General features: G+C 71.5%; 17 protein-coding genes and 1 tRNA gene. 16 read left to right on the top strand and 2 right to left on the bottom strand.

Going from position 1 to position 23,515, the window contains the following annotated elements; all coding sequences use genetic code 11:
- Positions 1 to 26 precede the first annotated feature (26 nt).
- Positions 27 to 506, bottom strand: a complete 480-nt coding sequence (locus tag C1N91_RS16710; protein WP_175415969.1) for a hypothetical protein — start codon at positions 504 to 506, stop codon at positions 27 to 29.
- Positions 507 to 743: 237 nt separating this feature from the next.
- On the opposite strand from C1N91_RS16710, the gene C1N91_RS08755 reads away from it, so the two are divergent.
- From C1N91_RS08755 to C1N91_RS08730, 6 genes are all read left to right on the top strand, one after another.
- Positions 744 to 1,403, top strand: coding sequence for a response regulator (locus C1N91_RS08755; RefSeq protein WP_254678199.1), 660 nt, complete (start codon positions 744 to 746; stop codon positions 1,401 to 1,403).
- A complete protein-coding gene (locus tag C1N91_RS08750; RefSeq protein WP_137768746.1) occupies positions 1,403 to 2,974 on the top strand; it encodes a sensor histidine kinase in 1,572 nt (523 codons plus the stop codon). The genes C1N91_RS08755 and C1N91_RS08750 overlap by 1 nt, the downstream gene beginning before the upstream one ends.
- Positions 2,971 to 3,528, top strand: a complete 558-nt coding sequence (locus C1N91_RS08745) for an MOSC domain-containing protein (RefSeq protein ID WP_137767410.1) — start codon at positions 2,971 to 2,973, stop codon at positions 3,526 to 3,528. Before C1N91_RS08750 ends, C1N91_RS08745 begins: the two co-directional genes overlap by 4 nt.
- Positions 3,529 to 3,569: 41 nt before the next feature.
- Positions 3,570 to 3,650: transfer RNA gene (locus C1N91_RS08740), tRNA-Leu, on the top strand.
- A 315-nt stretch (positions 3,651 to 3,965) separates the two neighbouring features.
- Positions 3,966 to 4,571 (top strand): ANTAR domain-containing response regulator, encoded by a 606-nt coding sequence (locus C1N91_RS08735; RefSeq protein WP_022903868.1) that lies wholly within the window; start codon positions 3,966 to 3,968, stop codon positions 4,569 to 4,571.
- A gap of 293 nt (positions 4,572 to 4,864) precedes the next feature.
- Positions 4,865 to 5,335: a GNAT family N-acetyltransferase gene (locus C1N91_RS08730; RefSeq protein ID WP_137767409.1), complete on the top strand. Its 471-nt coding sequence runs from the start codon at positions 4,865 to 4,867 to the stop codon at positions 5,333 to 5,335.
- A gap of 15 nt (positions 5,336 to 5,350) precedes the next feature.
- Here C1N91_RS08730 and C1N91_RS08725 read toward each other — a convergent pair whose 3' ends face one another.
- Positions 5,351 to 5,719 carry a PaaI family thioesterase gene (locus C1N91_RS08725; RefSeq protein WP_137768745.1) on the bottom strand — a complete coding sequence of 123 codons (369 nt, stop codon included), beginning with the start codon at positions 5,717 to 5,719 and terminating at the stop codon, positions 5,351 to 5,353.
- Between the two features lie 101 nt (positions 5,720 to 5,820).
- Here C1N91_RS08725 and polA point away from each other — a divergent pair, with 101 nt between their 5' ends.
- The 10 genes from polA to whiA all read left to right on the top strand — a co-directional run bounded on the left by polA (position 5,821) and on the right by whiA (position 23,497).
- Positions 5,821 to 8,493 carry a DNA polymerase I gene (gene polA, locus C1N91_RS08720; protein WP_137767408.1) on the top strand — a complete coding sequence of 891 codons (2,673 nt, stop codon included), beginning with the start codon at positions 5,821 to 5,823 and terminating at the stop codon, positions 8,491 to 8,493.
- Between the two features lie 458 nt (positions 8,494 to 8,951).
- Positions 8,952 to 10,631 (top strand): DUF885 domain-containing protein, encoded by a 1,680-nt coding sequence (locus tag C1N91_RS08715; RefSeq protein ID WP_137767407.1) that lies wholly within the window; start codon positions 8,952 to 8,954, stop codon positions 10,629 to 10,631.
- A 256-nt stretch (positions 10,632 to 10,887) separates the two neighbouring features.
- On the top strand, positions 10,888 to 12,357 hold the full coding sequence (gene rpsA, locus C1N91_RS08710; protein WP_058727787.1) for a 30S ribosomal protein S1: 1,470 nt from the start codon (positions 10,888 to 10,890) through the stop codon (positions 12,355 to 12,357).
- Between the two features lie 89 nt (positions 12,358 to 12,446).
- On the top strand, positions 12,447 to 13,049 hold the full coding sequence (gene coaE / locus C1N91_RS08705; RefSeq protein ID WP_137767406.1) for a dephospho-CoA kinase: 603 nt from the start codon (positions 12,447 to 12,449) through the stop codon (positions 13,047 to 13,049).
- Positions 13,050 to 13,133: 84 nt separating this feature from the next.
- The gene (gene uvrB / locus C1N91_RS08700; RefSeq protein WP_175415968.1) at positions 13,134 to 15,218 is read left to right on the top strand and encodes an excinuclease ABC subunit UvrB; all 2,085 of its coding nucleotides are present in this window, start codon (positions 13,134 to 13,136) and stop codon (positions 15,216 to 15,218) included.
- Positions 15,208 to 16,131, top strand: coding sequence for an SDR family NAD(P)-dependent oxidoreductase (locus C1N91_RS08695; RefSeq protein WP_137767405.1), 924 nt, complete (start codon positions 15,208 to 15,210; stop codon positions 16,129 to 16,131). The genes uvrB and C1N91_RS08695 overlap by 11 nt, the downstream gene beginning before the upstream one ends.
- 49 nt (positions 16,132 to 16,180) lie before the next feature.
- Complete coding sequence (uvrA, locus tag C1N91_RS08690) at positions 16,181 to 19,264, top strand: excinuclease ABC subunit UvrA (RefSeq protein WP_254678198.1); 3,084 nt, start codon at positions 16,181 to 16,183, stop codon at positions 19,262 to 19,264.
- Positions 19,265 to 21,421, top strand: coding sequence for an excinuclease ABC subunit UvrC (gene uvrC, locus C1N91_RS08685; RefSeq protein ID WP_254678197.1), 2,157 nt, complete (start codon positions 19,265 to 19,267; stop codon positions 21,419 to 21,421).
- Between the two features lie 108 nt (positions 21,422 to 21,529).
- The gene (gene rapZ / locus C1N91_RS08680; RefSeq protein ID WP_137767404.1) at positions 21,530 to 22,441 is read left to right on the top strand and encodes an RNase adapter RapZ; all 912 of its coding nucleotides are present in this window, start codon (positions 21,530 to 21,532) and stop codon (positions 22,439 to 22,441) included.
- A gap of 75 nt (positions 22,442 to 22,516) precedes the next feature.
- On the top strand, positions 22,517 to 23,497 hold the full coding sequence (whiA, locus tag C1N91_RS08675; RefSeq protein WP_137767403.1) for a DNA-binding protein WhiA: 981 nt from the start codon (positions 22,517 to 22,519) through the stop codon (positions 23,495 to 23,497).
- Positions 23,498 to 23,515: the final 18 nt, after the last annotated feature.

Here is a 23,515-nt window from a genome sequence, read left to right as displayed (position 1 = left end):
GCGCCTCCCGCGCCCCTCCGTCCGGCTCAGGACCCCGAGGTCGGTGCGGGGGTGGCGGACCCGTCCGTGCCGCGGTCCTGGTCCGGCTGCGGCGGCTTCGGGGCGTCCGACCCCGTCGGCGGGGTGGGGGCGTCGCCGTCCTTCGGCTTCGGAGCCTTCTCGTCCGTCGGCGACTTCGGCGCGTCGGACCCCGTCGGCGGCTTCGGGGCGTCGCCGTCCTTCGGCTTCGGTGCGTCGCCGGCTGCCGGCGGTGCCGCCACGCAGCCCGGAGCCGGAGCAGCGCCCTTCCCGGTGCCCTCGGAACCCGGTGCGGCGGGGCCGCCCTTCGCGCCGGGCGCGGGAGCGCCGCTGGGCGCACCGCCCGGAGCGCCACTGGGTGCACCGCTCGGAGCGCCGCTGGGCGCTCCCGTCGGTGCGCTCGGTGCGCCCGAGCCGTCGGCGACGGCCGCGGTCACGCCGAGTCCGCCGAGGAGCAGCGCCGCAGCGGCCGCGGATCCGATCCCCACGCGTCGCAGCGTGCGTCGACGGCGGTCGGAAGTGGTGACGGGCTGGTCGTGTCGTTCGTCCTGCATGGTGTGCCTTCCGTGTCGGTGTCACCGGACCGGGGTGGTCCGGCGACCAGGACGACGGTCGAGCTCGAATCTGAAGCAGGACTGAAGCACAGGGATCCTCCAGCGTCCTCCAGGCTCCCTGCGGGCAGTGCCCACCTACCGTGTCCGCCGTGAACGCACGCACGTGTCCTGGTGGTCGAGGACGACGACTCCCTCCGCACCGCCGTCGCCGCGACCCTGCGCGCCGAGGGGTTCGTCGTGACCGAGGCCTCCGACGGCCGCTCGATCGCTGACGACCTCGACCGTGCCGCCCCCGACCTCGTCCTGCTCGACTGGATGCTGCCCGGCCCGAGCGGCATCCTGCTCGCCGCACGGGTCCGCACCCGATCGGACGCCGCCGTCGTGATGATGACCGCGCGGGACGAGCTCGACGACCGACTGCGCGGGTTCGCCGAGGGGGCCGACGACTACGTGGTGAAGCCGTTCGCGATGGCCGAGCTCGTGGCCCGTGTCACGGCGGTGCTCCGGCGGCGCGGGAGGGTGCCGTCGGTGATCGAGGTCGGCGACCTGGTGCTCGACCCCGACGGCGCGACCGTGCGGCGCGGCGGGGTCCTGCTCGACCTGACCGCCACCGAGTTCCGGCTGCTGCGATTCCTCGCCGAGAGTCGGGGCCGGACGGTCTCGAAGGGGCAGATCACGACGCAGGTCTGGGGGTACGAGGACATCGCGCCGAACCTGGTGGAGGTCCACCTCAGCGCGCTCCGGCGCAAGATGGAGGCGCACGGCCCCCGACTCGTGCACACGGTGCGGGGGCTCGGGTACCGGCTCGCCGTGGACCGGGGTGCGGCGTGATGCCCGCGGGCGGTCGGCTGCGCACCACGTCCCTGCGCCTCCGCACCGTCGTGGCGGTGCTCGTGCTGCTCGCGGTGCTGCTGGCCGGGCTCGTCGTCGCGGTCGAGGCGGTGCTCGGCGCACGGCTCCGCGCCCAGGTCGAGGACCGCCTGCGGGACCGGGCTGCCGCAGCCGCCGCGCTCGTGGGGGTGCTCGACGCGGACGACCTCGCCGACCGGTTGTCGGCGCAGGGGCTCTCGGTGCGGATCGTGCAGCCCGACGGCGCCGCCGTCGAGGCCGGTCCGACCCCGGACCAGCTGCGCTCCGGGCCGCCGGACCCCGGAGGCTTGCCGGGACCGGCAGCGCGCGAGCGGTCCTCCGGGTCGACGGGCCCCGGGTCGTCGTCGGCCGGGTCGTCGTCCGCCGGGTCGTCCGGCTCCGCGTCCGGCGCGGCGACGTCGGGCGCGTCGGTCGTGTCGTCCAGCGTGCGTTACGACGACGGCGTCCTCACGCTCCGGTCCGTCCTCGACGACGGCACCCGCATCACCCTCACCGCCGGGACGCGCGACGTGCAGGAGACCCTCGCGCAGCTCGCGTGGGTCATGGGCGGAGCCTCCGCGGCGTTCCTCGGGGTCGCCGTCGTCGGCGTCGTCCTGGTCGTCCGGCGGGCGCTGCGCCCGCTCGACGAGGTCACCGCGACGGCGCGGTCCATCGCCGACGGCGACCGTGGTCGGCGTCTCCGGCCCGCACGGACCGACACCGAGATCGGCCGCGTGGCCGTCGCGTTCGACGAGATGCTCGACGCCGTCGAGGGCGCGGAGGCCCAGGCCGTGGCCGCCGAGGAACGAGTGCGCGGCTTCCTGTCCGACGCCGCGCACGAACTGCGCACCCCCGTCGCCGGGGTCCGCGCAGCAGCGGACACCCTCGTCCGGAGCGGCGGCGACGACCCGGCGACGACCGAGGTGCTCGCCGTGCACGTCGTGCGCCAGGCGGACCGGGCGGCCCGGCTCGTCGACGACATGCTCACGATGGCGCGGCTCGACCGCGGCATCGCCCTCGACCGACGGACGACCGACCTCGTCCCGTGGCTGCGTGCCGAGGTCGACCGGCTCGAGCTCCGGCTGCCGGGCATCGCCCTGCACACCGAGCTGCCCTCGGACGCCGTCGTCGCCGAGGTCGATCCGGACCGGCTGGCCCAGGTGCTCGGCAACCTCGTCGACAACGCTGCACGCGCCACCGGCGGGACGGGGACGGTGCGCGTGACGCTCGACGAGGACGACGGCGAGGCGGTGCTCGTGGTGGAGGACGACGGACCCGGGATCCCCCTCGTGGACCGGCAGCGGGTGTTCGACCGGCTCGTCAGGCTCGAGGGCTCCCGCGACGTCCGGTCCGGCGGCGCCGGGCTCGGTCTGCCGATCGCCCGCGGCATCGCGACCGCCCACGACGGCACCCTCGTCCACGGGGACGACGGCACGCTCGGCGGTGCGCGGTTCGTGCTCCGCCTGCCGGTCGCCGGCCGGTCGGTCGACCCCGTACCGGGAGCGGACCGGACTGTCGGTCGGGCGCCCGCGTCTGCCACGATGGGGACGTGAGCGCGATTCAGGAGCCCGGTCGGATCGTCGCGGTGGCCCGCGACACCGAGCACCGGTTCAGCAAGCCCGTCGTCGAGGAGATCACCCTGGTCGCGGGGTGGGGTGTCGAGGGCGACGCGCACGCCGGCACCACCGTCCAGCACCGGTCGCGCGTCGCCCGCGACCCCTCGCAGCCGAACCTGCGGCAGGTCCACCTGCTGCACGCCGAGGTGTTCGACGAGGTCGCAGCGGCCGGGCACGTGGTCGTCCCCGGGGACATGGGCGAGAACGTCACCACGCGCGGTGTCGACCTGCTCGGGCTGCCGACGGGAACGCTGCTCCACCTCGGCGACGAGGCGTGCGTCCGCGTGACGGGGCTCCGGAACCCGTGCCAGCAGATCAACGACTTCGACCCCGGGCTGCTGCGCGCGGTCCTCGGTCGGGCCGAGGACGGCACCGTGGAGCGCAAGGGCGGTGTGATGGGCGTGGTCGTGACGGGCGGTGTGGTCCGTGCCGGCGACGCCGTCCGCGTCGAGCTGCCGGCGGGGGAGCCGCAGCCGCTGGAGCCGGTGTGACGACCGGGGCCGGCTGGCGGTCCTGCTAGCCTGGTGCCCTCGCGAGTGTGGTGGAACGGTAGACACGGGGCACTCAAAATGCTCTGCCTCACGGCGTGCGGGTTCGAGTCCCGCCACTCGTACAAGGTCGCTCACGGCGGGCGGGGCTGCGCACACGGAGCGTCCCGCCACTCGTACACGGTCGCTCACGGCGTGCGGGGCTGCGCACACGGAGCGTCCTGCCACTCGTACAAGGTCGCTCACGGCGTGCGGGGCTGCGCACACCGAGCGTCCCGCCACTCGTACAAGGTCGCTCACGGCGGGCGGGGCTGCGCACACGGAGCGTCCCGCCACTCGTACAAGGTCGCTCACGGCGTGCGGGGCTGCGCACACGGAGCGTCCCGCCACTCGTACACAGCTGACGGAAGCCGCGCGCTCCGTCTAGTAGGCTCTCGGTCGTGAGTGACACAGAAGCAACCCCAGCAGCACCGCGTCGCGTCGTCGTCGCCGAGGACGAGTCGCTCATCCGTCTCGACATCGTCGAGATCCTCCGCGACAACGGGTTCGACGTGGTCGGCGAGGCCGGCGACGGCGAGACCGCCGTCCAGCTCGCGACCGACCTCCGCCCGGACCTCGTCGTCATGGACGTCAAGATGCCGCAGCTCGACGGCATCTCCGCTGCCGAGAAGCTCTCCAAGAACCACATCGCTCCGGTGGTCCTCCTCACGGCGTTCAGCCAGAAGGACCTCGTCGAGCGCGCGACCGAGGCCGGTGCCCTCGCCTACGTCGTGAAGCCCTTCACCCCGAACGACCTGCTGCCCGCGATCGAGATCGCCCTCTCGCGCCACCAGCAGATCATCACGCTCGAAGCCGAGGTCGCCGACCTCGTCGAGCGCTTCGAGACCCGCAAGCTCGTCGACCGCGCCAAGGGCCTGCTCAACGAGAAGATGGGCCTCACCGAGCCCGAGGCGTTCCGTTGGATCCAGAAGGCGTCGATGGACCGCCGCCTGACCATGCACGACGTCGCGAAGGCGATCATCGAGCAGCTCAGCGCCAAGAAGTAACGAGCCCCCACTCGCTCACGTGGAGAGCGCCGCCGGACCCGGTCCGGCGGCGCTCTCCGCGTCCCGACCGAGGCGACCGTCGGCGCAAGGGCACCGTGCGACATCGCACCGGTCGAACGACGCGCGCGGTGTCGGACGATGCGCTTGCATCGGATGCGGGTGCACCGTGCGACATCGCACTCGTCGAACGACGAGCGCGATGTCGGAGACGGGGCGCCGACGGCGCGGCAGAGCGTCGGACGGGAGGCGCGGGTCGGCCCCGCCGCAGCGCCGCCACGTGGCAGGGTGGGGGCATGGACGACGTGGTGATCCGAGCCTCCCGGTCGGCGGACATGTCGGCGGTCGCCGACCTGCGGTGGCGGTGGAGCGTCGACGAGGACGGTCGCGCGCCGACGGTGACTCCGGAGGAGTACCGCGAGGCGATGACGGCCTTCGCCGACGAGCACGCCGACTCGCACCGGTGCGTCGTCGCGGAGCGGGGCGGCGTCGTGCTGGGGATGGCCTGGCTCGCGCTGAACGCCCGTCCGCCGGTGCCGCACCGGCCGCGGGGACGCGTCGCGGCCGAGCTGCAGAGCGTCTACGTGCACCCGGACCTGCGCGGCGGGGGCGTGGCGAACGACCTCGTCGCGGCGCTGCTCGACGTGGCGGACGAAGCCGGTGCGGAGCGCGTCGTGGTGCACTCGAGCGTCGTCGGCGAGCGGCTCTACCGGCGGCTCGGGTTCGGGGACGCGCGCCTGCTGCTGCAGCGACCCCCGGAGGACTGACCGCGGTCGGCGACCCTAGCGCCGCTCGCGGATCATGTTCGTGATCCGCACGGTGGAGCAGCGGCGCCCCTCGTCGTCGGTCAGGACGATCTCGTGCGTCGTCAAGGTGCCACCGAGGTGGATCGCGGTGCAGGTGCCGGTGACACGGCCGCTCGTCGCGCTCCGCGAGTGGGACGCGCTCAGCTCGATGCCGACGGCGTAGTGACCAGGGCCGGCGTGCACGTTCGCGGCCATCGACCCGAGGCTCTCGGCGAGCACGACGTAGGCGCCGCCGTGCAGCAGACCGACCGGCTGGCGGTTGCCCTCGACGGGGATCGACCCGACGGCACGCTCGGCCGTGAGCTCGGTGATCTCCATGCCCATCTTCGTGGCGAGCTCGCCCATGCCGCGGTCGGCGAGCCGTCCGTCGACGGCTCCGGTGGTGGTCGCTTCGTCGGTCACGCGCGCAGGACTCCCGTGTCGGATGGCGTCGGTAGGCTGTCCGGGTGTCGGACTCCGCAAAGCCTACCCTCATGGTCATCGACGGCCACTCGCTCGCCTTCCGGGCCTTCTACGCGCTCCCGGTCGACAGCTTCGTGAACCGCGAGGGGCAGCACACGAACGCCATCCACGGCTTCATCTCGATGCTGCTCATGCTCCTCCAGCGCGAGAAGCCGACCCACCTGGCGGTCGCGTTCGACATCTCCCGGTTCTCCTTCCGCACGCGTGAGTACGAGGACTACAAGGGCACCCGATCCGAGACCCCGCCGGAGTTCAAGGGCCAGATCCCGCTCCTGCAGCAGGCGCTCGAGGCGATGGGCATCACGACGGTCACGAAGGAGGACTACGAGGCCGACGACATCCTCGCGACCCTCGCCCGCCAGGGGTCCGAGCAGGGCTACCAGGTCTACGTCGTCTCCGGTGACCGCGACTCCATCCAGCTCGTCAACGACGACGTGACGCTGCTCTACCCCTCGGTGCGCGGCGTCTCCGAGCTCACCCGCTACGACCGCGACAAGGTGTACGAGCGCTACGGCATCGAGCCGCACCAGTACCCGGACATCGCCGCCCTCGTGGGGGAGACCAGCGACAACCTGATCGGCATCGACAAGGTCGGCGAGAAGACCGCGGTGAAGTGGATCACCGCGTACGGTTCGCTCGACGGGGTGCTCGAGCACGCCGACGAGATCAAGGGCGTCGTCGGCAACAACCTGCGCGAGCAGAAGGACCGGGCGATCCGGAACCGCAGGCTCAACCGGCTCGTGAACGACGTCGAGCTGCCCGTGGGCCCCGGCGACGTCGCGCTGCGACCGCTCGACGAGCAGGCGGTGCGCGACCTCTTCGCGAAGCTGCAGTTCCGCACCCTGCTCGACCGTGTGTTCAAGGTGGCGGGCACGGGCGAGCCGAGCGAGGCCGCCGACGCCCCCGGTTCGGTCGACAACGGCGCCCCCACCCCGCCGAAGGTGACGACGGTCATCGACGAGGAGCTCGGCTACTGGCTCGAGCGCAAGGGCGCGAACGACGCCGAGAACGGGTTCGGCGTCGCGGTCGAGGTCATCGACGGCCGGCTCAGCGCGATCGGCATCGCCACCCACGACGACGCCGTCCTGGTGCCCGGTGGCAGCGGCGCGAAGGACTACGAGCAGCTCGCGGCGTGGTTCGCCTCCGACGCCCCGAAGCACTTCCACGACGCCAAGGCCGCGATCAAGGCCCTCGGCACGGTCGGCATCACCGTGAACGGCATCGCCGGCGACGCTCGGATCACCGGATGGATCGCACAGCCGGGCAAGCAGGGGCAGCCGCTCGCCGACCTCGTCTACCAGGAACTCGGCGAGGAACTGCCGACTGCCGACCCGAACCAGCTCGTCCCCGAGACCGAGCCGGTGAACGTCGGCGTGCACGCCTGGTACGTCCTGCGCGTCGACACCGCGCTGCGCTCACGGGTCGACGAGTCCTCGCTCCGTGTGCTCGACACGATCGAGCTGCCGCTCGTCCCGGTGCTCGCGGGCATGGAGACCATCGGCGTCGGCATCGACCGGCCCGTGCTGACCGGGCTGTCGCACGACCTGGGGGAGCGGGCCGCCGAACTCGCGCAGCAGGCCTTCGCCGAGATCGGGCACGAGGTGAACCTCGGCTCGCCGAAGCAGCTGCAGGAGGTCCTCTTCACCGAGCTCGCGATGCCGAAGACCCGCAAGACGAAGACGGGCTTCTCGACCGACGCCGCGAGCCTCGCGGACCTGCAGGAGCAGCACCCGCACCCGTTCCTCGGCCTGCTGCTGCAGCACCGAGACGCGACGAAGCTCCGGCAGATCGTCGACACGCTCGACGCCGCGGTCGTCGACGGGCGCATCCACACCCGCTACGAGCAGACCGGCACGAGCACGGGCCGCGTCTCGTCGACCGACCCGAACCTGCAGAACATCCCGGTGAAGACCGCCGTCGGGCGCCGCATCCGGTCGGCCTTCGCGGTCGCCGAGCCGTACACGACGCTCGTCACCGCCGACTACTCGCAGATCGAGATGCGCATCATGGCGCACCTGTCCGGCGACCCCGGGCTCATCCAGGCCTTCAACGAGGGCGAGGACCTGCACCGCTTCGTCGGCGCCCGCGTCTTCTCGGTCGAGCCGGCCGACGTGACGCCCGAGATGCGCACCAAGGTCAAGGCCATGTCGTACGGCCTGGCGTACGGCCTCAGCCCGTTCGGCCTGTCGAAGCAGCTGCGCATCGAGCAGTCCGAGGCCCGGACGCTCATGAACGAGTACTTCGCCCGGTTCGGCGCCGTGCGCGACTACCTCCGGGGCGTCGTCGAGCAGGCCCGCGAGGACGGCTACACCGAGACGATCTTCGGTCGCCGTCGTCCCTTCCCCGACCTGAAGAGCCCGAACCGCGTGCTGCGCGAGAACGCCGAGCGCGCCGCGTTGAACGCGCCGATCCAGGGCTCGGCAGCCGACATCATGAAGATCGCGATGCTCGGTGTCGACGAGGACCTGCGCGAGGGCTCGCTCGAGTCGCACCTGCTGCTCCAGGTGCACGACGAACTGATCCTCGAGGTCGCCCCCGGCGAACAGGAGCGCGTCGAGGAGATCCTGCGGACGCGGATGGGGGCGGCCGCCGAGCTGAGCGTCCCGCTCGACGTCTCCGTCGGCGTCGGCCCGAACTGGGAGGCCGCGGCGCACTGAGCGCCGCGGGACCGCGCGCTGCGGAACTGAGCGCAGCGGACCTGACCGCAGCGGACCTGGGCGCTGCGGACCTGAGCGCTGCGGGTCGCGACGTGACCACGCGACGGACGGGAGGCACGGTGCCAGCCGGCACCGTGCCTCCCGTCCGTCGTCCGTCACTTCACGCCATGCTGGCGCCCAGACGCCGTACTGACCCCGAGACGCCGTATTGACCCCGAGACGCCGTGCTGGCTCCGAGACGCCGTGCTGGCGCCGAGACGCCGCCGGATCCGACGGCGTTCCGCTCAGAAGGGGGCGTCCCGCCTCGACGCCGGCGTCTCGCGGACCCGACGGCGCGGACCCGACGCCGGCGTCTCGCGGACCCGACGGCGCGGACCCGACGCCGGCGTCTCGCGTCGGCGCCCGCGTCCGAGGAGCAGGACCTCGGCCTGCGTCGCGCCGGTCGGTAGGGTCGGGGCATGAGCGAAGACCGACCCGTCCGCCAGCCGTCCGCCGTCGACCGCGTCGCCGAGGACTGGGTGTCCACCCTCGTCGACCTCGACCCCACCGTCGCCACCTACATCGGTGTCCCGGGGCGCACCGACGGGTACGGCGACACCTCGCCCGCCGGTGCCGACGCGATGGCCGACGCCGCCCGCTCCGCCCGCCGCGCCCTCGACGCCGCCGAGGCTACGGACGACGTGGACCGCGTGACGAAGACCGACCTCGGCGCCGAGCTCGACCTGGTCGTCGAGTCGCACGAGCGGAAGCTGCACCTGCGGGACCTCAACGTGATCGCGAGCCCCGCGCAGGAGTTCCGCGACGTCCTCGACCTGATGCCGACCGCGACGACCGACGACTGGCAGGACGTCGCCGGGCGCCTCCACGCGCTGCCCGACGCCCTCGAGGGCTACCGCGAGACCCTGCTGCAGGGCACGCGCGAGCAGGTCACGCCCGCGAAGCGCCAGATCGAGCTCATCGCCGAGCAGGCCGCGCGCAACGGTGCCGCGGACGGCTTCTTCCGGCAGCTCGTCGACGGTGCCGCGCTCGAGGGCGGCGCGCCGATCCCGGACGCGCTCCGTGCCGAGCTGGTCCGCGGCGCCGAGGTCGCAGCCGCCGCCTACCGGTCCTTCGGCGGCTTCCTCGAGCACGAGCTCCTGCCGCTCGCGACCCCGGTGGACGCCGTCGGGCGCGAGGACTACGAACTGCACTCCCGACGCTTCCTCGGAGCGGTCGTCGACCTCGACGAGACGTACGAGTGGGGCATCGAGGAACTCGCCCGCATGCGTGACGAGCAGGAGCGCATCGCGGACCGCATCGAGTCCGGAGCCTCGGTGGCGCGCGCGATCGAGGTCCTCGACGCCGACCCCGCGCGGGTCCTGCACGGCACGGACGCCCTGCAGCGGTGGATGCAGGAGACGAGCGACGCGTCGATCCGGGCGATGGACGGCAGGTACTTCGACATCGCCGACCCGATCAAGCGCCTGGAGTGCCGGATCGCCCCGACGCAGGAGGGCGGGATCTACTACACCGGCCCGTCGGACGACTTCTCGCGTGCGGGACGCATGTGGTGGTCGGTGCCGCAGGGCGTCACGGAGTTCGGCACCTGGCGCGAGAAGACGACGGTCTACCACGAGGGCGTCCCCGGACACCACCTGCAGATCAGCCAGGCGGTCTACAACCGCGGGGAGCTCAACACCTGGCGCCGCCAGCTCGCGGGCCCGTCCGGACACGTCGAGGGCTGGGCGCTCTACGCCGAGCGACTCATGGAGCAGCTCGGGTTCCTCGACGACGACGGCGACCGCCTCGGCATGCTCGACGGGCAGCGGATGCGGGCGGCCCGTGTGGTGCTCGACATCGGTGTTCACCTGCAGAAGACGAACCCCGACGGCGGCGGATGGACGTGGGAGTACGCCCTCGACTTCATGGGGCAGAACGTCAACATGGCACCGGAGTTCGTGCAGTTCGAGGTCGCCCGGTACTTCGGGTGGCCGGGACAGGCTCCGTCGTACAAGGTCGGGCAGCGCGTCTGGGAGTCGATCCGCGACGAGCTCGCCGCCCGCGAGGGCGCCGCGTTCGACCTGAAGGCGTTCCACCACCGCGCGCTCGCGCTCGGCGGCGTCGGCCTCGACACGCTCCGGAGCGCGCTGCTCGGCTGACCCGACCCGGGCGCCGTCAGCGGTGCACCGGTCTGGAGGCGCGTGGCGGCCCCGCCACGTGCCTCCTTTCCGTCGGGCGTCACCGGGCGACACGCCCGGTTGTCTCCGCGGACGCGCACCGGTTAGACTCGAGCGGCGCAATCCGCGCCACCACACACACACCGCTGCGGCGGCTCGCACCTGCGACAGGTGCGGACCAGGGGGTCGCTCCCTCGCCGTCACGGCCCGACTCATGTCCGTTCGGAGCAATCTCTACATGACAACCACCACGACCAAGGCTCCCAAGCAGGTCGCCATCAACGACATCGGCTCGGCTGATGACTTCCTGGCCGAGGTCGAGAAGACCCTGAAGTTCTTCAACGACGGAGACCTCATCTCCGGCACCGTCGTGAAGATCGACCGCGACGAGGTCCTCCTCGACGTCGGTTACAAGACCGAGGGTGTCATCCCCTCGCGCGAACTCTCGATCAAGCACGACGTCGACCCCAACGAGGTCGTCGAGGTCGGCGACGAGGTCGAGGCCCTGGTCCTCCAGAAGGAGGACAAGGAAGGTCGCCTCATCCTGTCGAAGAAGCGTGCGCAGTACGAGCGTGCGTGGGGCGACGTCGAGAAGATCAAGGAGTCCGACGGTGTCGTCACCGGCACGGTCATCGAGGTCGTCAAGGGCGGCCTCATCGTCGACATCGGCCTCCGTGGCTTCCTCCCGGCCTCGCTCATCGAGCTGCGTCGCGTCCGCGACCTGACCCCGTACCTGGGCCAGGAGCTCGAGGCGAAGATCCTGGAGCTCGACAAGAACCGCAACAACGTGGTCCTCTCGCGCCGCGCCCTGCTCGAGCAGACGCAGTCCGAGTCGCGCACCACCTTCCTCAACAACCTCCACAAGGGCCAGGTCCGCAAGGGCATCGTGTCGTCGATCGTCAACTTCGGTGCGTTCGTCGACCTGGGTGGCGTCGACGGTCTCGTCCACGTCTCCGAGCTCTCCTGGAAGCACATCGAGCACGCCAGCGAGGTCGTCGAGGTCGGTCAGGAAGTCACCGTCGAGATCCTCGAGGTGGACCTGGACCGCGAGCGCGTGTCGCTCTCGCTCAAGGCCACGCAGGAGGACCCGTGGCAGGTCTTCGCCCGCACCCACGCGATCGGTCAGATCGCGCCGGGCAAGGTCACGAAGCTCGTGCCGTTCGGTGCCTTCGTCCGCGTCGCCGACGGCATCGAGGGTCTCGTCCACATCTCGGAGCTCTCGAACAAGCACGTCGAGCTCGCCGAGCAGGTCGTCTCCGTCGGTGACGAGGTCTTCGTCAAGATCATCGACATCGACCTCGACCGTCGCCGCATCTCGCTCAGCCTCAAGCAGGCGAACGAGGGCGTGGACCCGGAGGGCACCGAGTTCGACCCGGCGCTCTACGGCATGCCGACCGAGTACGACGACCAGGGCAACTACAAGTACCCCGAGGGCTTCGACCCGGAGACCAACGAGTGGCTCGAGGGCTACGACACCCAGCGCACCGAGTGGGAGGCCCAGTACGCGGCCGCCCAGTCGCGCTGGGAGGCCCACAAGGCGCAGGTCGCGAAGACCATCGCCGACGAGGAGAAGGGTGGCTTCGACCTCCCCGCCTCGGCGTCGAGCTCGTCCTCGTCGTCCTTCTCGAGCGAGTCGAACGGTCAGGGCACCCTGGCCGACGACGCCTCGCTCGCGGCGCTCCGCGAGAAGCTCAGCTCGAACAACTGATCGAGCGGGTCGCACGTCCCGGAAGCCCGGCACTCCTGATGGGGTGCCGGGCTTCCGGCGTCCCACGACGTGCTGGGTAGCCTGGTGCGGTGCGCATCATCGGTCTGACAGGCGGCATCGCCGCGGGCAAGTCCACGGTCTCCCGGCGCTGGGCGGAGCACGGCGCGGTCGTCGTCGACGCCGACCAGCTCGCGCGGCAGGCGGTTTCGCCGGGCAGCCCCGGGCTCGCCCGCGTCGCGGATCGGTTCGGGCCGGGCGTGCTCGCGCCGGACGGCTCGCTCGACCGTCCCGCCCTCGGCAGCATCGTGTTCGCCGACGCCGCCGCCCGGAAGGACCTCGAGGCGATCACCCACCCCGAGGTCTGGCGCCTCGCGCAGCAGGCGTTCGACCAGGCCGAGGCCGCCGACCCCGACGCCGTCGTCGTGTACGACGTCCCGCTCCTCGCCGAGGCGCGGGGCAGTCGGCCGATCCGGTTCGACGCGGTCGTCGTCGTCGACGCCCCCGCGGCGCTGCGCGTCGAGCGGCTCGTCACGCACCGGGACCTGCCCCGTGCGGAGGCCGAGCGACGGGTGGCCGCACAGGCGTCCGACGCGGAGCGACTTGCCCTCGCGGACCACGTGGTCGACGCCACCGGTTCGCTCGCCGACACCCTCCGTTCGGCGGACGAGGTGTGGGAGCGCATCGCCGGGTGACGTGGTGCGGCGCCGTCGCGCACACGCTCAGCTGTGGGCGATCAGGGCCGCGTCGTGTCAGGGGTCGCGACTACCGTTGACGGCATGGCAGTGTCGATCGAGCCCACCCGGGCGATCCGTCCCTTCGAGGTGATCAGCGAGTACTCGCCGAGCGGTGACCAGCCGGCGGCGATCGCCGAGCTCGCCGGTCGGATCAACGCCGGTGAGACCGACGTGGTGCTCCTCGGTGCGACCGGCACCGGCAAGTCGGCCACGACCGCCTGGCTCATCGAGCAGGTGCAGCGTCCGACGCTCGTGCTCGCGCACAACAAGACCCTCGCCGCGCAGCTGGCGAACGAGTTCCGCGGACTGCTGCCGAACAACGCGGTCGAGTACTTCGTCTCGTACTACGACTACTACCAGCCAGAGGCGTACGTCCCGCAGACGGACACCTTCATCGAGAAGGACTCGTCCGTCAACGCGGAGGTCGAGCGACTCCGCCACTCGACGACGAACTCGCTGCTCAGCCGGCGCGACGTCGTGGTGGTCTCCACGGTGTCCTGCATCTACGGCCTCGGGACGCCGGAGCAGTACATGAACGCGTCGATCGCGCTGCACGTCGGGCAGACGATCTCGCGCGACCAGCTCGTCCGCAAGTTCGTCGGCATGCAGTACCAGCGGAACGACGTCGACTTCGCCCGCGGCACGTTCCGCGTGCGCGGCGACACCATCGAGATCATCCCGATGTACGAGGAGCACGCGATCCGCATCGAGATGTTCGGTGACGAGATCGAGGCACTGACCTCGCTGCACCCGCTGACCGGCAGCGTCATCGCGGACCTGCCCGGTGTCTCGATCTTCCCGGCGTCGCACTACGTGGCCGACACCGACGTGATGCACCGGGCGATCGAGCGCATCAAGGACGAACTGGCCGAGCGGCTCGCCGAACTCGAGGGCCAGGGCAAGCTGCTCGAGGCGCAGCGGCTCCGGATGCGTACGACGTTCGACATCGAGATGATGGAGCAGATCGGGTTCTGCTCGGGCATCGAGAACTACTCGCGGCACATGGACGGGCGCGACGCGGGCGAGGCGCCGCACTGCCTCATCGACTACTTCCCGGACGACTTCCTCATCGTCATCGACGAGTCGCACGTCACCGTGCCGCAGATCGGCGCGATGTACGAGGGCGACGCGTCCCGCAAGCGCACCCTGGTCGAGCACGGGTTCCGCCTGCCGAGCGCACTCGACAACCGCCCGCTGACGTGGGAGGAGTTCCTCGAGCGCGTCGGCCAGAAGGTCTACCTGTCCGCGACCCCGGGCAAGTACGAGCTCGGCGTGACGGACAGCGTCGTCGAGCAGATCATCCGGCCGACCGGCCTGGTCGACCCGGAGATCGTGGTGAAGCCGAGCGACGGCCAGATCGACGACCTCCTCGAGGAGATCAAGCTCCGCGTCGAGCGCGACGAGCGGGTGCTCGTCACGACCCTGACCAAGCGGATGGCCGAGGAGCTCACGGACTTCCTCGGGAACGCGGGGGTCCGCGTGCGGTACCTGCACTCGGACGTCGACACCCTGAAGCGCGTCGAGCTGCTGACCGAGCTGCGCCAGGGCGTGTACGACGTGCTCGTCGGCATCAACCTGCTCCGAGAGGGCCTCGACCTGCCCGAGGTGTCCCTCGTGGCGATCCTCGACGCCGACAAGGAAGGGTTCCTCCGCTCGTCGACATCGCTGATCCAGACGATCGGTCGCGCCGCCCGCAACGTGTCGGGCCAGGTGCTCATGTACGCCGACAAGATCACCGACTCCATGCAGCAGGCCATCGAGGAGACCGACCGGCGTCGCGAGAAGCAGGTCGCCTACAACCTCGAGCACGGCATCGACCCGCAGCCGCTCCGCAAGAAGATCGCGGACATCACCGAGGTGCTGCAGCGCGAGAGCGACGACACGAAGGCGCTGCTCGAGGGTCGTCCTGCCGCCGACGGCCGTCGGTCGCCCACGCCGAACCTGCGCCGCGAGGGCATCGCCGGCGAGGGCGCGACCCAGCTCGAGGCGACCATCGCCGACCTCAACGACCAGATGCTGCAGGCCGCGGCCGAGCTCAAGTTCGAGCTCGCGGCACGGCTCCGCGACGAGGTCCAGGACCTCAAGAAGGCCCTGCGCCAGATGGAGTCCGCCGGGCATGTCCGCTGACACCCCGGCGCCCGGGCGGCGCACCGTCGTCGTCACGGGCGCCAGTGCCGGGCTCGGGTACCACGCCGCGGAACAGCTCGCGGCACAGGGACACCGGGTCGTGCTCGCGACGCGCAACCCGGACCGCGCCGCCGCCGCCGAGCGGAGCATCCGGAAGCACGTGGACGACGCCGACCTGGTGCACCTGCACCTCGACCTCGCCGACCTCGGCAGCGTCCGCGAGGCGGCCTCCGAGCTGCCGGGACTCGGGCCGGTGCACGCGCTCCTGAACAACGCCGGCGTCGTCGGGTCCGCCCGGCCGCAGCGCACGGCGCAGGGGTTCGAGCTGCAGGTCGGGACGAACCACCTCGGGCACTTCGCCTGGACCGCCCTGGCGCTGCCCGCGCTCGACCAGGACACCGGCCGGGTCGTGCACCTCGGTTCCATCGCGCACCGCTTCGCCGCGCTCGACCGCACCGATCCCCTCGCGGTCGGGCGGTACGAGGGGCACCGGCAGTACAGCAGGAGCAAGCTCGCGGTGATGCTGTTCGGCTTCGAGCTCGCGCAGCGGCTCGGCGACGCGGGGTCGCGGGTGCGCAGCGTCGTCGCGCACCCGGGACTGGCACTCGACGCCGCCGCACCGCCCCGCCCGGACGTCGCCCCGACGCGCTCGGAGCCGGCGTGGATGCGCGCGGGATCGGGCTGGGTGGCGCAGGGCAAGGACGCCGGGGCGTGGCCGCTCGTGCACGCCGCGGTGGGCGGGAGTGTCCGCTCGGGGGAGTACTGGGGGCCCGGCGGTCCGCTCCAGTTCGCCGGACCGCCGAGCCTCGTGCCCGCGCGACCGCGCGCGCACGACCGGACCGCCGCAGCGCGGCTGTGGACGGCCAGCGAGCGGGCGACGGGGGTCGCGTTCGCTCTCGACATACTCGGGTAGCCCGCCACGCCCGGACGGATGTCGGTGCTGCTTCGTAGAATCGTCTGCGATGACCATCACCTCTGACCGCGGAACCGCGACCCCGGGCCGGAACGCCTTCGGCGAGCCCGCAGACCTCCACATCCCCGGCGGGACGGCGCCGCACAGCACCTCGACGCTCAGCGTCCGGGGTGCTCGCGTCCACAACCTGCGCGACGTCGACCTCGAGATCCCGCGCGACTCGCTCGTCGTCTTCACGGGGCTGTCCGGGTCCGGCAAGTCCTCGCTCGCGTTCGACACGATCTTCGCCGAGGGCCAGCGTCGCTACGTGGAGTCGCTCTCGGCGTACGCGCGCCAGTTCCTCGGCCAGGTGGACCGCCCCGACGTCGACTTCATCGAGGGGCTCTCCCCGGCGGTCTCGATCGACCAGAAGTCGACGAACCGGAACCCGCGCTCGACCGTCGGCACGATCACCGAGGTCTACGACTACATGCGCCTGCTCTGGGCGCGCATCGGTGTCCCGCACTGCCCCGTCTGCGGCGAGGTGATCAGCAAGCAGAGCGTGCAGCAGATCGCCGACCAGCTCATGGAGTTCGAGACCGGCACGCGCTTCCAGGTGCTCGCGCCGGTGGTCTCGAAGAAGAAGGGCGAGTTCGTCGACCTGTTCCAGGAGCTCGCCGCCTCCGGGTACGCCCGCGCGATCGTCGACGGCGAGCGGGTCCAGCTGAGCGACCCGCCCAAGCTGAAGAAGCAGGTCAAGCACGACATCTCGGTGATCGTCGACCGCCTCGTCGCGAGCGACGACATCCTCGGCCGCCTCACCGACTCCCTCGAGACCGCCCTGCGGCTCACGGGCGGTACCGTGGCGATCGACCTGGTCGACCACGAGGGGCCCGGTGCGGTCCGGACCTACTCCGAGAACCTCTCCTGCCCGAACAACCACCCGCTCGCGCTGACCGAGATCGAGCCGCGCACGTTCTCGTTCAACGCCCCCTTCGGTGCCTGCCCCGTGTGCTCGGGGCTCGGCACGCGCATGTCGGTCGACCCGGACCTGGTGCTCGGCGACCCCGAGGCGTCGCTGCGTGACGGCGTCCTGCTGCCCTGGACCGGTACGAGCGGGCTGTACTCGTACTTCGAGAAGCTCCTCGCCGGCCTCGGCAAGGACCTCGGGTTCAGCCTCGACACCCCGTGGAACCAGCTCGACCCCACCGTGCAGGCCGCGATCCTGACCGGCAAGGACTTCCAGGTCTCGGTGTCGTGGAAGAACCGCTTCGGCCGCGAGATGCGGTACACGAGCGGCTTCGAGGGCGTCATGCCCTACATCGAGCGCAAGTTCGCCGAGGCCGAGTCCGACTCGCAGCGGCAGCGCTTCCAGGGCTACCTGCGCGAGGTGCCCTGCCCGGTGTGCGACGGCACGCGCCTCAAGCCCGAGGTCCTCGCGGTGACGGTCGACGGCCGCAGCATCGCTGACGTGACCGACATGTCGCTCGACCAGGCCTACGGCTTCATGGAGGAGCTCACGCTCACCGAGCGCGAGGCGCACATCGCCGCCGCGGTGCTCCGTGAGATCCGGGCGCGCCTCGAGTTCCTGCTCGAGGTCGGCCTCAACTACCTCACCCTCGCGCGCGGGGCCGGCGGCCTCTCCGGCGGCGAGGCGCAGCGCATCCGGCTCGCGACGCAGATCGGCTCGGGCCTGACCGGCGTGCTCTACGTGCTCGACGAGCCGAGCATCGGTCTGCACCAGCGCGACAACCGTCGACTCATCGACACGCTCGTCAAGCTCAAGGACCTCGGCAACACGCTCATCGTCGTCGAGCACGACGAGGACACCATCCGCACGGCCGACTGGGTCGTCGACATCGGACCGGGCGCCGGCGTGAACGGCGGCAAGGTCGTGCACTCCGGCTCGTACGAGGGCATCATCGAGAACCGCGAGTCGGTGACGGGGGACTACCTCGCCGGCCGTCGTGCGATCGAGGTGCCGGCGGAGCGCCGGAAGGTCAACCCGAAGCGCGTGATCAGCGTCCAGGGTGCCCGAGCGAACAACCTCAAGCAGGTGGACGTCGACTTCCCGCTCGGCGTCTTCACCGCGGTCACCGGTGTCAGCGGTTCCGGCAAGTCGACCCTGGTGAACGACATCCTGTACAAGGTGCTCGCGAACCAGCTCAACGGGGCTCGGCACATCGCCGGCAAGCACACCCGCGTGAAGGGCCTCGACCAGCTCGACAAGGTCGTGCACGTCGACCAGGCACCGATCGGCCGCACGCCGCGGTCGAACCCGGCGACCTACACGGGCGTGTTCGACCGCATCCGGCAGCTGTTCGCTGAGACGCCCGAAGCGAAGGCCCGCGGCTACCAGCCCGGCCGGTTCAGCTTCAACGTCAAGGGCGGCCGCTGCGAGAACTGCTCCGGCGACGGCACGATCAAGATCGAGATGAACTTCCTGCCCGACGTCTACGTCGCGTGCGAGGTCTGCGGTGGTGCGCGGTACAACCGCGAGACGCTCCAGGTGCACTACAAGGGCAAGGACATCTCCGAGGTCCTCGACATGCCGATCAGCGAGGCGGCCGAGTTCTTCGAGCCGATCTCCGCGATCCACCGCTACATGGCGACGCTCGTCGACGTGGGCCTCGGGTACGTGCGCCTCGGGCAGAGCGCCACGACGCTCTCCGGCGGCGAGGCCCAGCGCGTCAAGCTGGCGACGGAGCTCCAGCGCCGCTCGAACGGCCGCACCGTGTACGTGCTCGACGAGCCGACGACCGGTCTGCACTTCGAGGACGTCCGGAAGCTGCTGCTCGTGCTGCAGAGCCTGGTCGACAAGGGCAACACCGTCATCACGATCGAGCACAACCTCGACGTGATCAAGTCCGCGGACTGGCTGGTCGACATGGGACCAGAGGGTGGCGCCGGCGGTGGCACGGTCCTGGCCGTCGGGACCCCGGAGCACGTGGCCGACGTCCCCGAGAGCCACACCGGCGTCTTCCTCCGCGAGATCTTCGACGCGCAGGACGCCCGTGTCGGCAAGGAGCAGGCCGTCGGCGCGCGGCAGGCCACCCAGAAGCAGCAGGGCACCGCGCAGCACGGCGCGAAGCAGCCGGCCGCGGCGCACCAGGGCGCGAAGCAGCAGGGCAAGCAGAAGGCGGGTGCTCGGTAGGTGGCGGACACCGTCTCCTGGCGGCCGAAGGCGGGGGAGATCCCGACCGACCCAGGCGTCTACCGGTGGCGTGACGAGGCCGGCCGGGTGCTCTACGTCGGCAAGGCGAAGAACCTCCGCGCCCGGCTGAGCAACTACTTCGCCCCGCTGCCGACCCTGCACGAGCGCACCCGGCGGATGGTGCTCACCGCGCGGAGCGTCGAGTGGACCACGGTCGGCTCCGAGATCGAGGCCCTGCAGCTCGAGTACACCTGGATCAAGGAGTTCGACCCGCCCTTCAACGTCAAGTTCCGGGACGACAAGTCGTACCCGTACATGGCGATCACCCTGGGCGAGGAGTCGCCGCGGGTGATGGTGACGCGCAACCGGAAGATCAAGGGCGCGAAGTACTTCGGGCCCTACCCGAAGATCTGGGCGGTGCACGACACCATCGACCTGATGATCAAGGTCTTCCCGATCCGCACCTGCTCGGACTCGTCGTACAAGAAGGCGATGCAGACCGGCAAGCCGTGCTTCCCCGGGCAGATCGGCAAGTGCGGTGGCCCCTGTTCGCAGAAGGTCACCATCGCGGAGCACCGGGCGATCGTCGAGGAGTTCGTCCGCTTCATGGGCAGCTACGACCGCCGGGTGATCACGACCCTGCGGCAGCGCATGGCCGCGGCGGCCGACGCGATGGACTACGAGCAGGCCGCGAAGTACCGCGACCAGGTCGGTGCCCTCGAGGCCGTGCTCGAGAAGTCGGCCGTCGTCCTCCGCGACTCGGTCGACCTCGACCTGTTCGGCGTCGCCGAGGACGAGCTCGCGGCCGCCGTGCAGCTCTTCTCGGTCCGAGGCGGGCGCATCCGCGGTGTCCGGGGCTGGGTGGTCGACAAGGAGCTCGACATCAGCACCGGTGACCTCGTCGAGCAGATCGTCCAGGGCCAGTACGCGACGAGCGACGACGTCCCGCGTGAGGTCGTCGTCCCCGAGCTCCCCGAGGACGCCGAGGCGCTGCAGCAGTGGCTCAGCGAACGGCGCGGTGGGCGCGGCACGAAGCTCAGCACCGCGCAGCGCGGCGACCGTGCGGGCCTGGCCCGCACGGCGGCTCAGAACGCCGCGCAGGCGCTCATGCTCTACAAGACGAAGCGGAGCGCCGACTACACGACCCGGTCGGCCGCCCTCGCGGACATCCAGGACGCCCTCGGCATGACCGAGGCCCCCCTGCGCATGGAGTGCTACGACATCTCGCACCTGCAGGGCACGAACGTCGTCGCGTCGATGGTGGTGTTCGAGGACGGGCTGCCGCGGAAGGACCAGTACCGCCGGTACACGATCGCCGAGACGACCGACGACACGGACAGCATGTACCAGGTGCTGTCCCGCCGTCTGGCGCGCCTCGACGAGGACGCCGCGGTGCCGGACGTCCCGGACGCCACCAGCGACGAGGTCGTCGAGGGCACGAAGCCGACGAAGCGCTTCGCCTACCGACCGCAGCTGCTCATCGTCGACGGCGGGCAGCCGCAGGTGCAGGCGGCGAAGCGGGCGATGGACGAGGCAGGCGTGCACGACATCGCGCTGGTCGGCATCGCGAAGCGTCTCGAGGAGCTCTGGCTGCCCGACGACGACTTCCCGGTGATCATGCCGCGCAACTCCGAGGCGCTCTTCCTGATCCAGCGGATCCGTGACGAGGCGCACCGGTTCGCGATCACCCACCAGCGGACCCGGCGGAAGCGCGACGTCCGGTCGCAGCTGTCCGAGATCCCCGGGCTCGGTCCGACACGGGTCAACGCCCTGCTCAAGCACTTCGGGTCGGTGGCGCGCCTGCGGGAGGCGACGGCGGAGCAGATCGCCGAGGTGAACGGCGTCGGCGCGGCGACGGCGGCAGCGGTCGTCACGAAGCTCGCGCAGACACCGCGCAGCGCGCCGGAAGCGAGTGCACCGGCCGCCAGCGCGCCGGAAGCGAGCGAACGGGACGCCAGCGAGCCCGACTCCAGCACGCCGGAGCGGGCCACGGCCGTCGACCAGGACGCGCACGAGGTGACCGATGCGGCGGAGCCGAGCCGAGCCTCCCGTCCGACGGTCCCGACGGTCCCGACGGTCCCGACGGTCCCGACCGTCCCGACCGGTCCCGTCCGCGTCCCCGCCGTCTCCGACGACGGACCCTCCCGCCCCCGGTGACCCGCGCCGCCCCGGACGGGGGACGGTAGCCTGGACGAGCAGCCGGCACCCGCAGCCGAGACCTCCCCGGGCCGTGGCCCGGGCCGCCACGACGGAGCCCTCCCACACATGAGCGACACGAGCGACGACCGACCCGCCCCGACGTCCGCGTCGCAGCAGCACGACATCCTCATCGTCACCGGCATGTCCGGAGCCGGACGCTCGACCGTCGGCAAGGCGCTCGAGGACCTCGGCTGGTACGTGGTCGACAACCTCCCGACGCAGATGCTCGGCCCGCTGACGGAGCTCGCCGACCGCGCCGGGGAGAAGATCCCGAAGATCGCGACCGTCGTCGACGTCCGCGGGGGCCGGTTCTTCACGGACCCGGAGCACGCCGTCGAGCAGGTCCGGGCGGGCAGCTCCGCAAGGGTCCGGGTGCTCTTCCTCGAGGCGACCGACGCCGTGCTCGTTCGCCGGTTCGAGCAGGTCCGGCGCCCGCACCCGCTGCAGGGCGACGGGACGCTGCTCGACGGCATCGGGCTCGAGCGGTCGCGGCTGTCCGCGCTGCGCGAGGCGGCCGACGTGGTCATCGACACGTCGGACCTCAACATCCACCAGCTCGCGAACGCCGTGACGGAGCGGTTCGCCGACGACCACTTCGTCGGCGTGCAGGTCACGCTGATGAGCTTCGGGTTCAAGTACGGGCTGCCCGCCGACGCCGACATGGTGGCCGACGTGCGGTTCATCCCGAACCCCTACTGGGTGCCGGAACTCCGCCCGCACACCGGCCTCGACGCCCCCGTGTCCGAGTACGTCCTGTCGCAGCCGGGAGCCCGCTCGTTCGTCGAGCGCTACGCCGCCGTGCTCGAGCCCGTGCTCGCGGGATACCAACGCGAGAACAAAAGACACGCTACGATCGCCATCGGCTGTACCGGCGGCAAGCACCGCTCGGTCGCCGTCGTCGCCGAGTTGGCGAACCTCCTCCGCGGGATGTCCGACGTCGCCGTGCGTGTGAAGAACCGAGATCTCGGCCGGGAGTGACCGTTCCTCCGGCCGCTCCACACCACGTGCGCCGGACCCGCGGACCCCACCAGAGAAAACGTTAGGAATGATGCTGTGCCGTTGACTGCCGAGGTCAAGGACGAACTGGCCAGGGTCGTCGTGAACCGCAACACGGTCCGCGCCGCCGAACTCGCGACCATCCTGCGGTTCGCGGGTGGCCTGCACGTCATCTCGGGCAGGATCGCGGTCGAGGTCGAGCTCGACACCCGGATCATCGTCCACCGCGTGCGAAAGGACCTGGCGGAGCTGTACGGCGTGCGGAGCGAGGCGTCGGTGGGGTCGTCCGCCTCCTCCCGCCGTGGCACCCGCTACCTGGTCCGCGTGCTCGAGGCGGGGGAGACGCTCGCCCGCCAGACCGGGCTCATGGACGCCCGCCGTCGTCCGGTGCGCGGCCTGCCGAACCGGCTCACGACCGGCAACCGCGAGGACCTCGCCGCCATCTGGCGCGGTGCGTTCCTGGCCTCCGGCACGCTGACCGACCCGGGTCGCGCCGCCGCCCTCGAGGTGACCTGCCCGGGCAACGAGGCAGCGATGGCCCTGGTCGGCGCCGCGTCGCGCCTCGGCATCGCCGCGAAGGGCCGCGAGGTCCGTGGCGTCCACCGCGTGGTCATCCGCGACGGCGAGGCGATCGGCCAGATGCTCACCGTCATGGGAGCCGCCCGCACGACCGCGGAATGGGAGGAGATGCGCCAGCGCCGCGAGGTCCGCGCCACCGCCAACCGCCTGGTGAACTTCGACGACGCGAACCTCCGCCGCTCGGCGCAGGCCGCCGTCGCCGCGTGCGCCCGCGTCGAGCGTGCGCTCGAGATCCTCGGCGACGAGGTGCCGGACCACCTCAAGTACGCCGGCTCGCTGCGCCTGCAGCACCGGGACGCGTCGCTCGACGAGCTCGGCCAGCACGCCGAGCCGCCGATGACGAAGGACGCGATCGCCGGCCGCATCCGCCGCCTGCTCGCGATGGCCGACAAGAAGGCGTCGGACCTGGGGATCCCGGGGACCGAGGCCAGCGTGCCGGAGGAGCTCGAGGGGGCGTAGCCCCTGACGCTCCGCACG

This window comes from Curtobacterium sp. SGAir0471, assembly GCF_005490985.1.
In the GTDB taxonomy this organism is placed as follows: Bacteria; Actinomycetota; Actinomycetes; order Actinomycetales; family Microbacteriaceae; genus Curtobacterium.
Note: the sequence above shows the minus strand (reverse complement) of the source record. Positions and strands in the feature narration are given on the sequence as shown.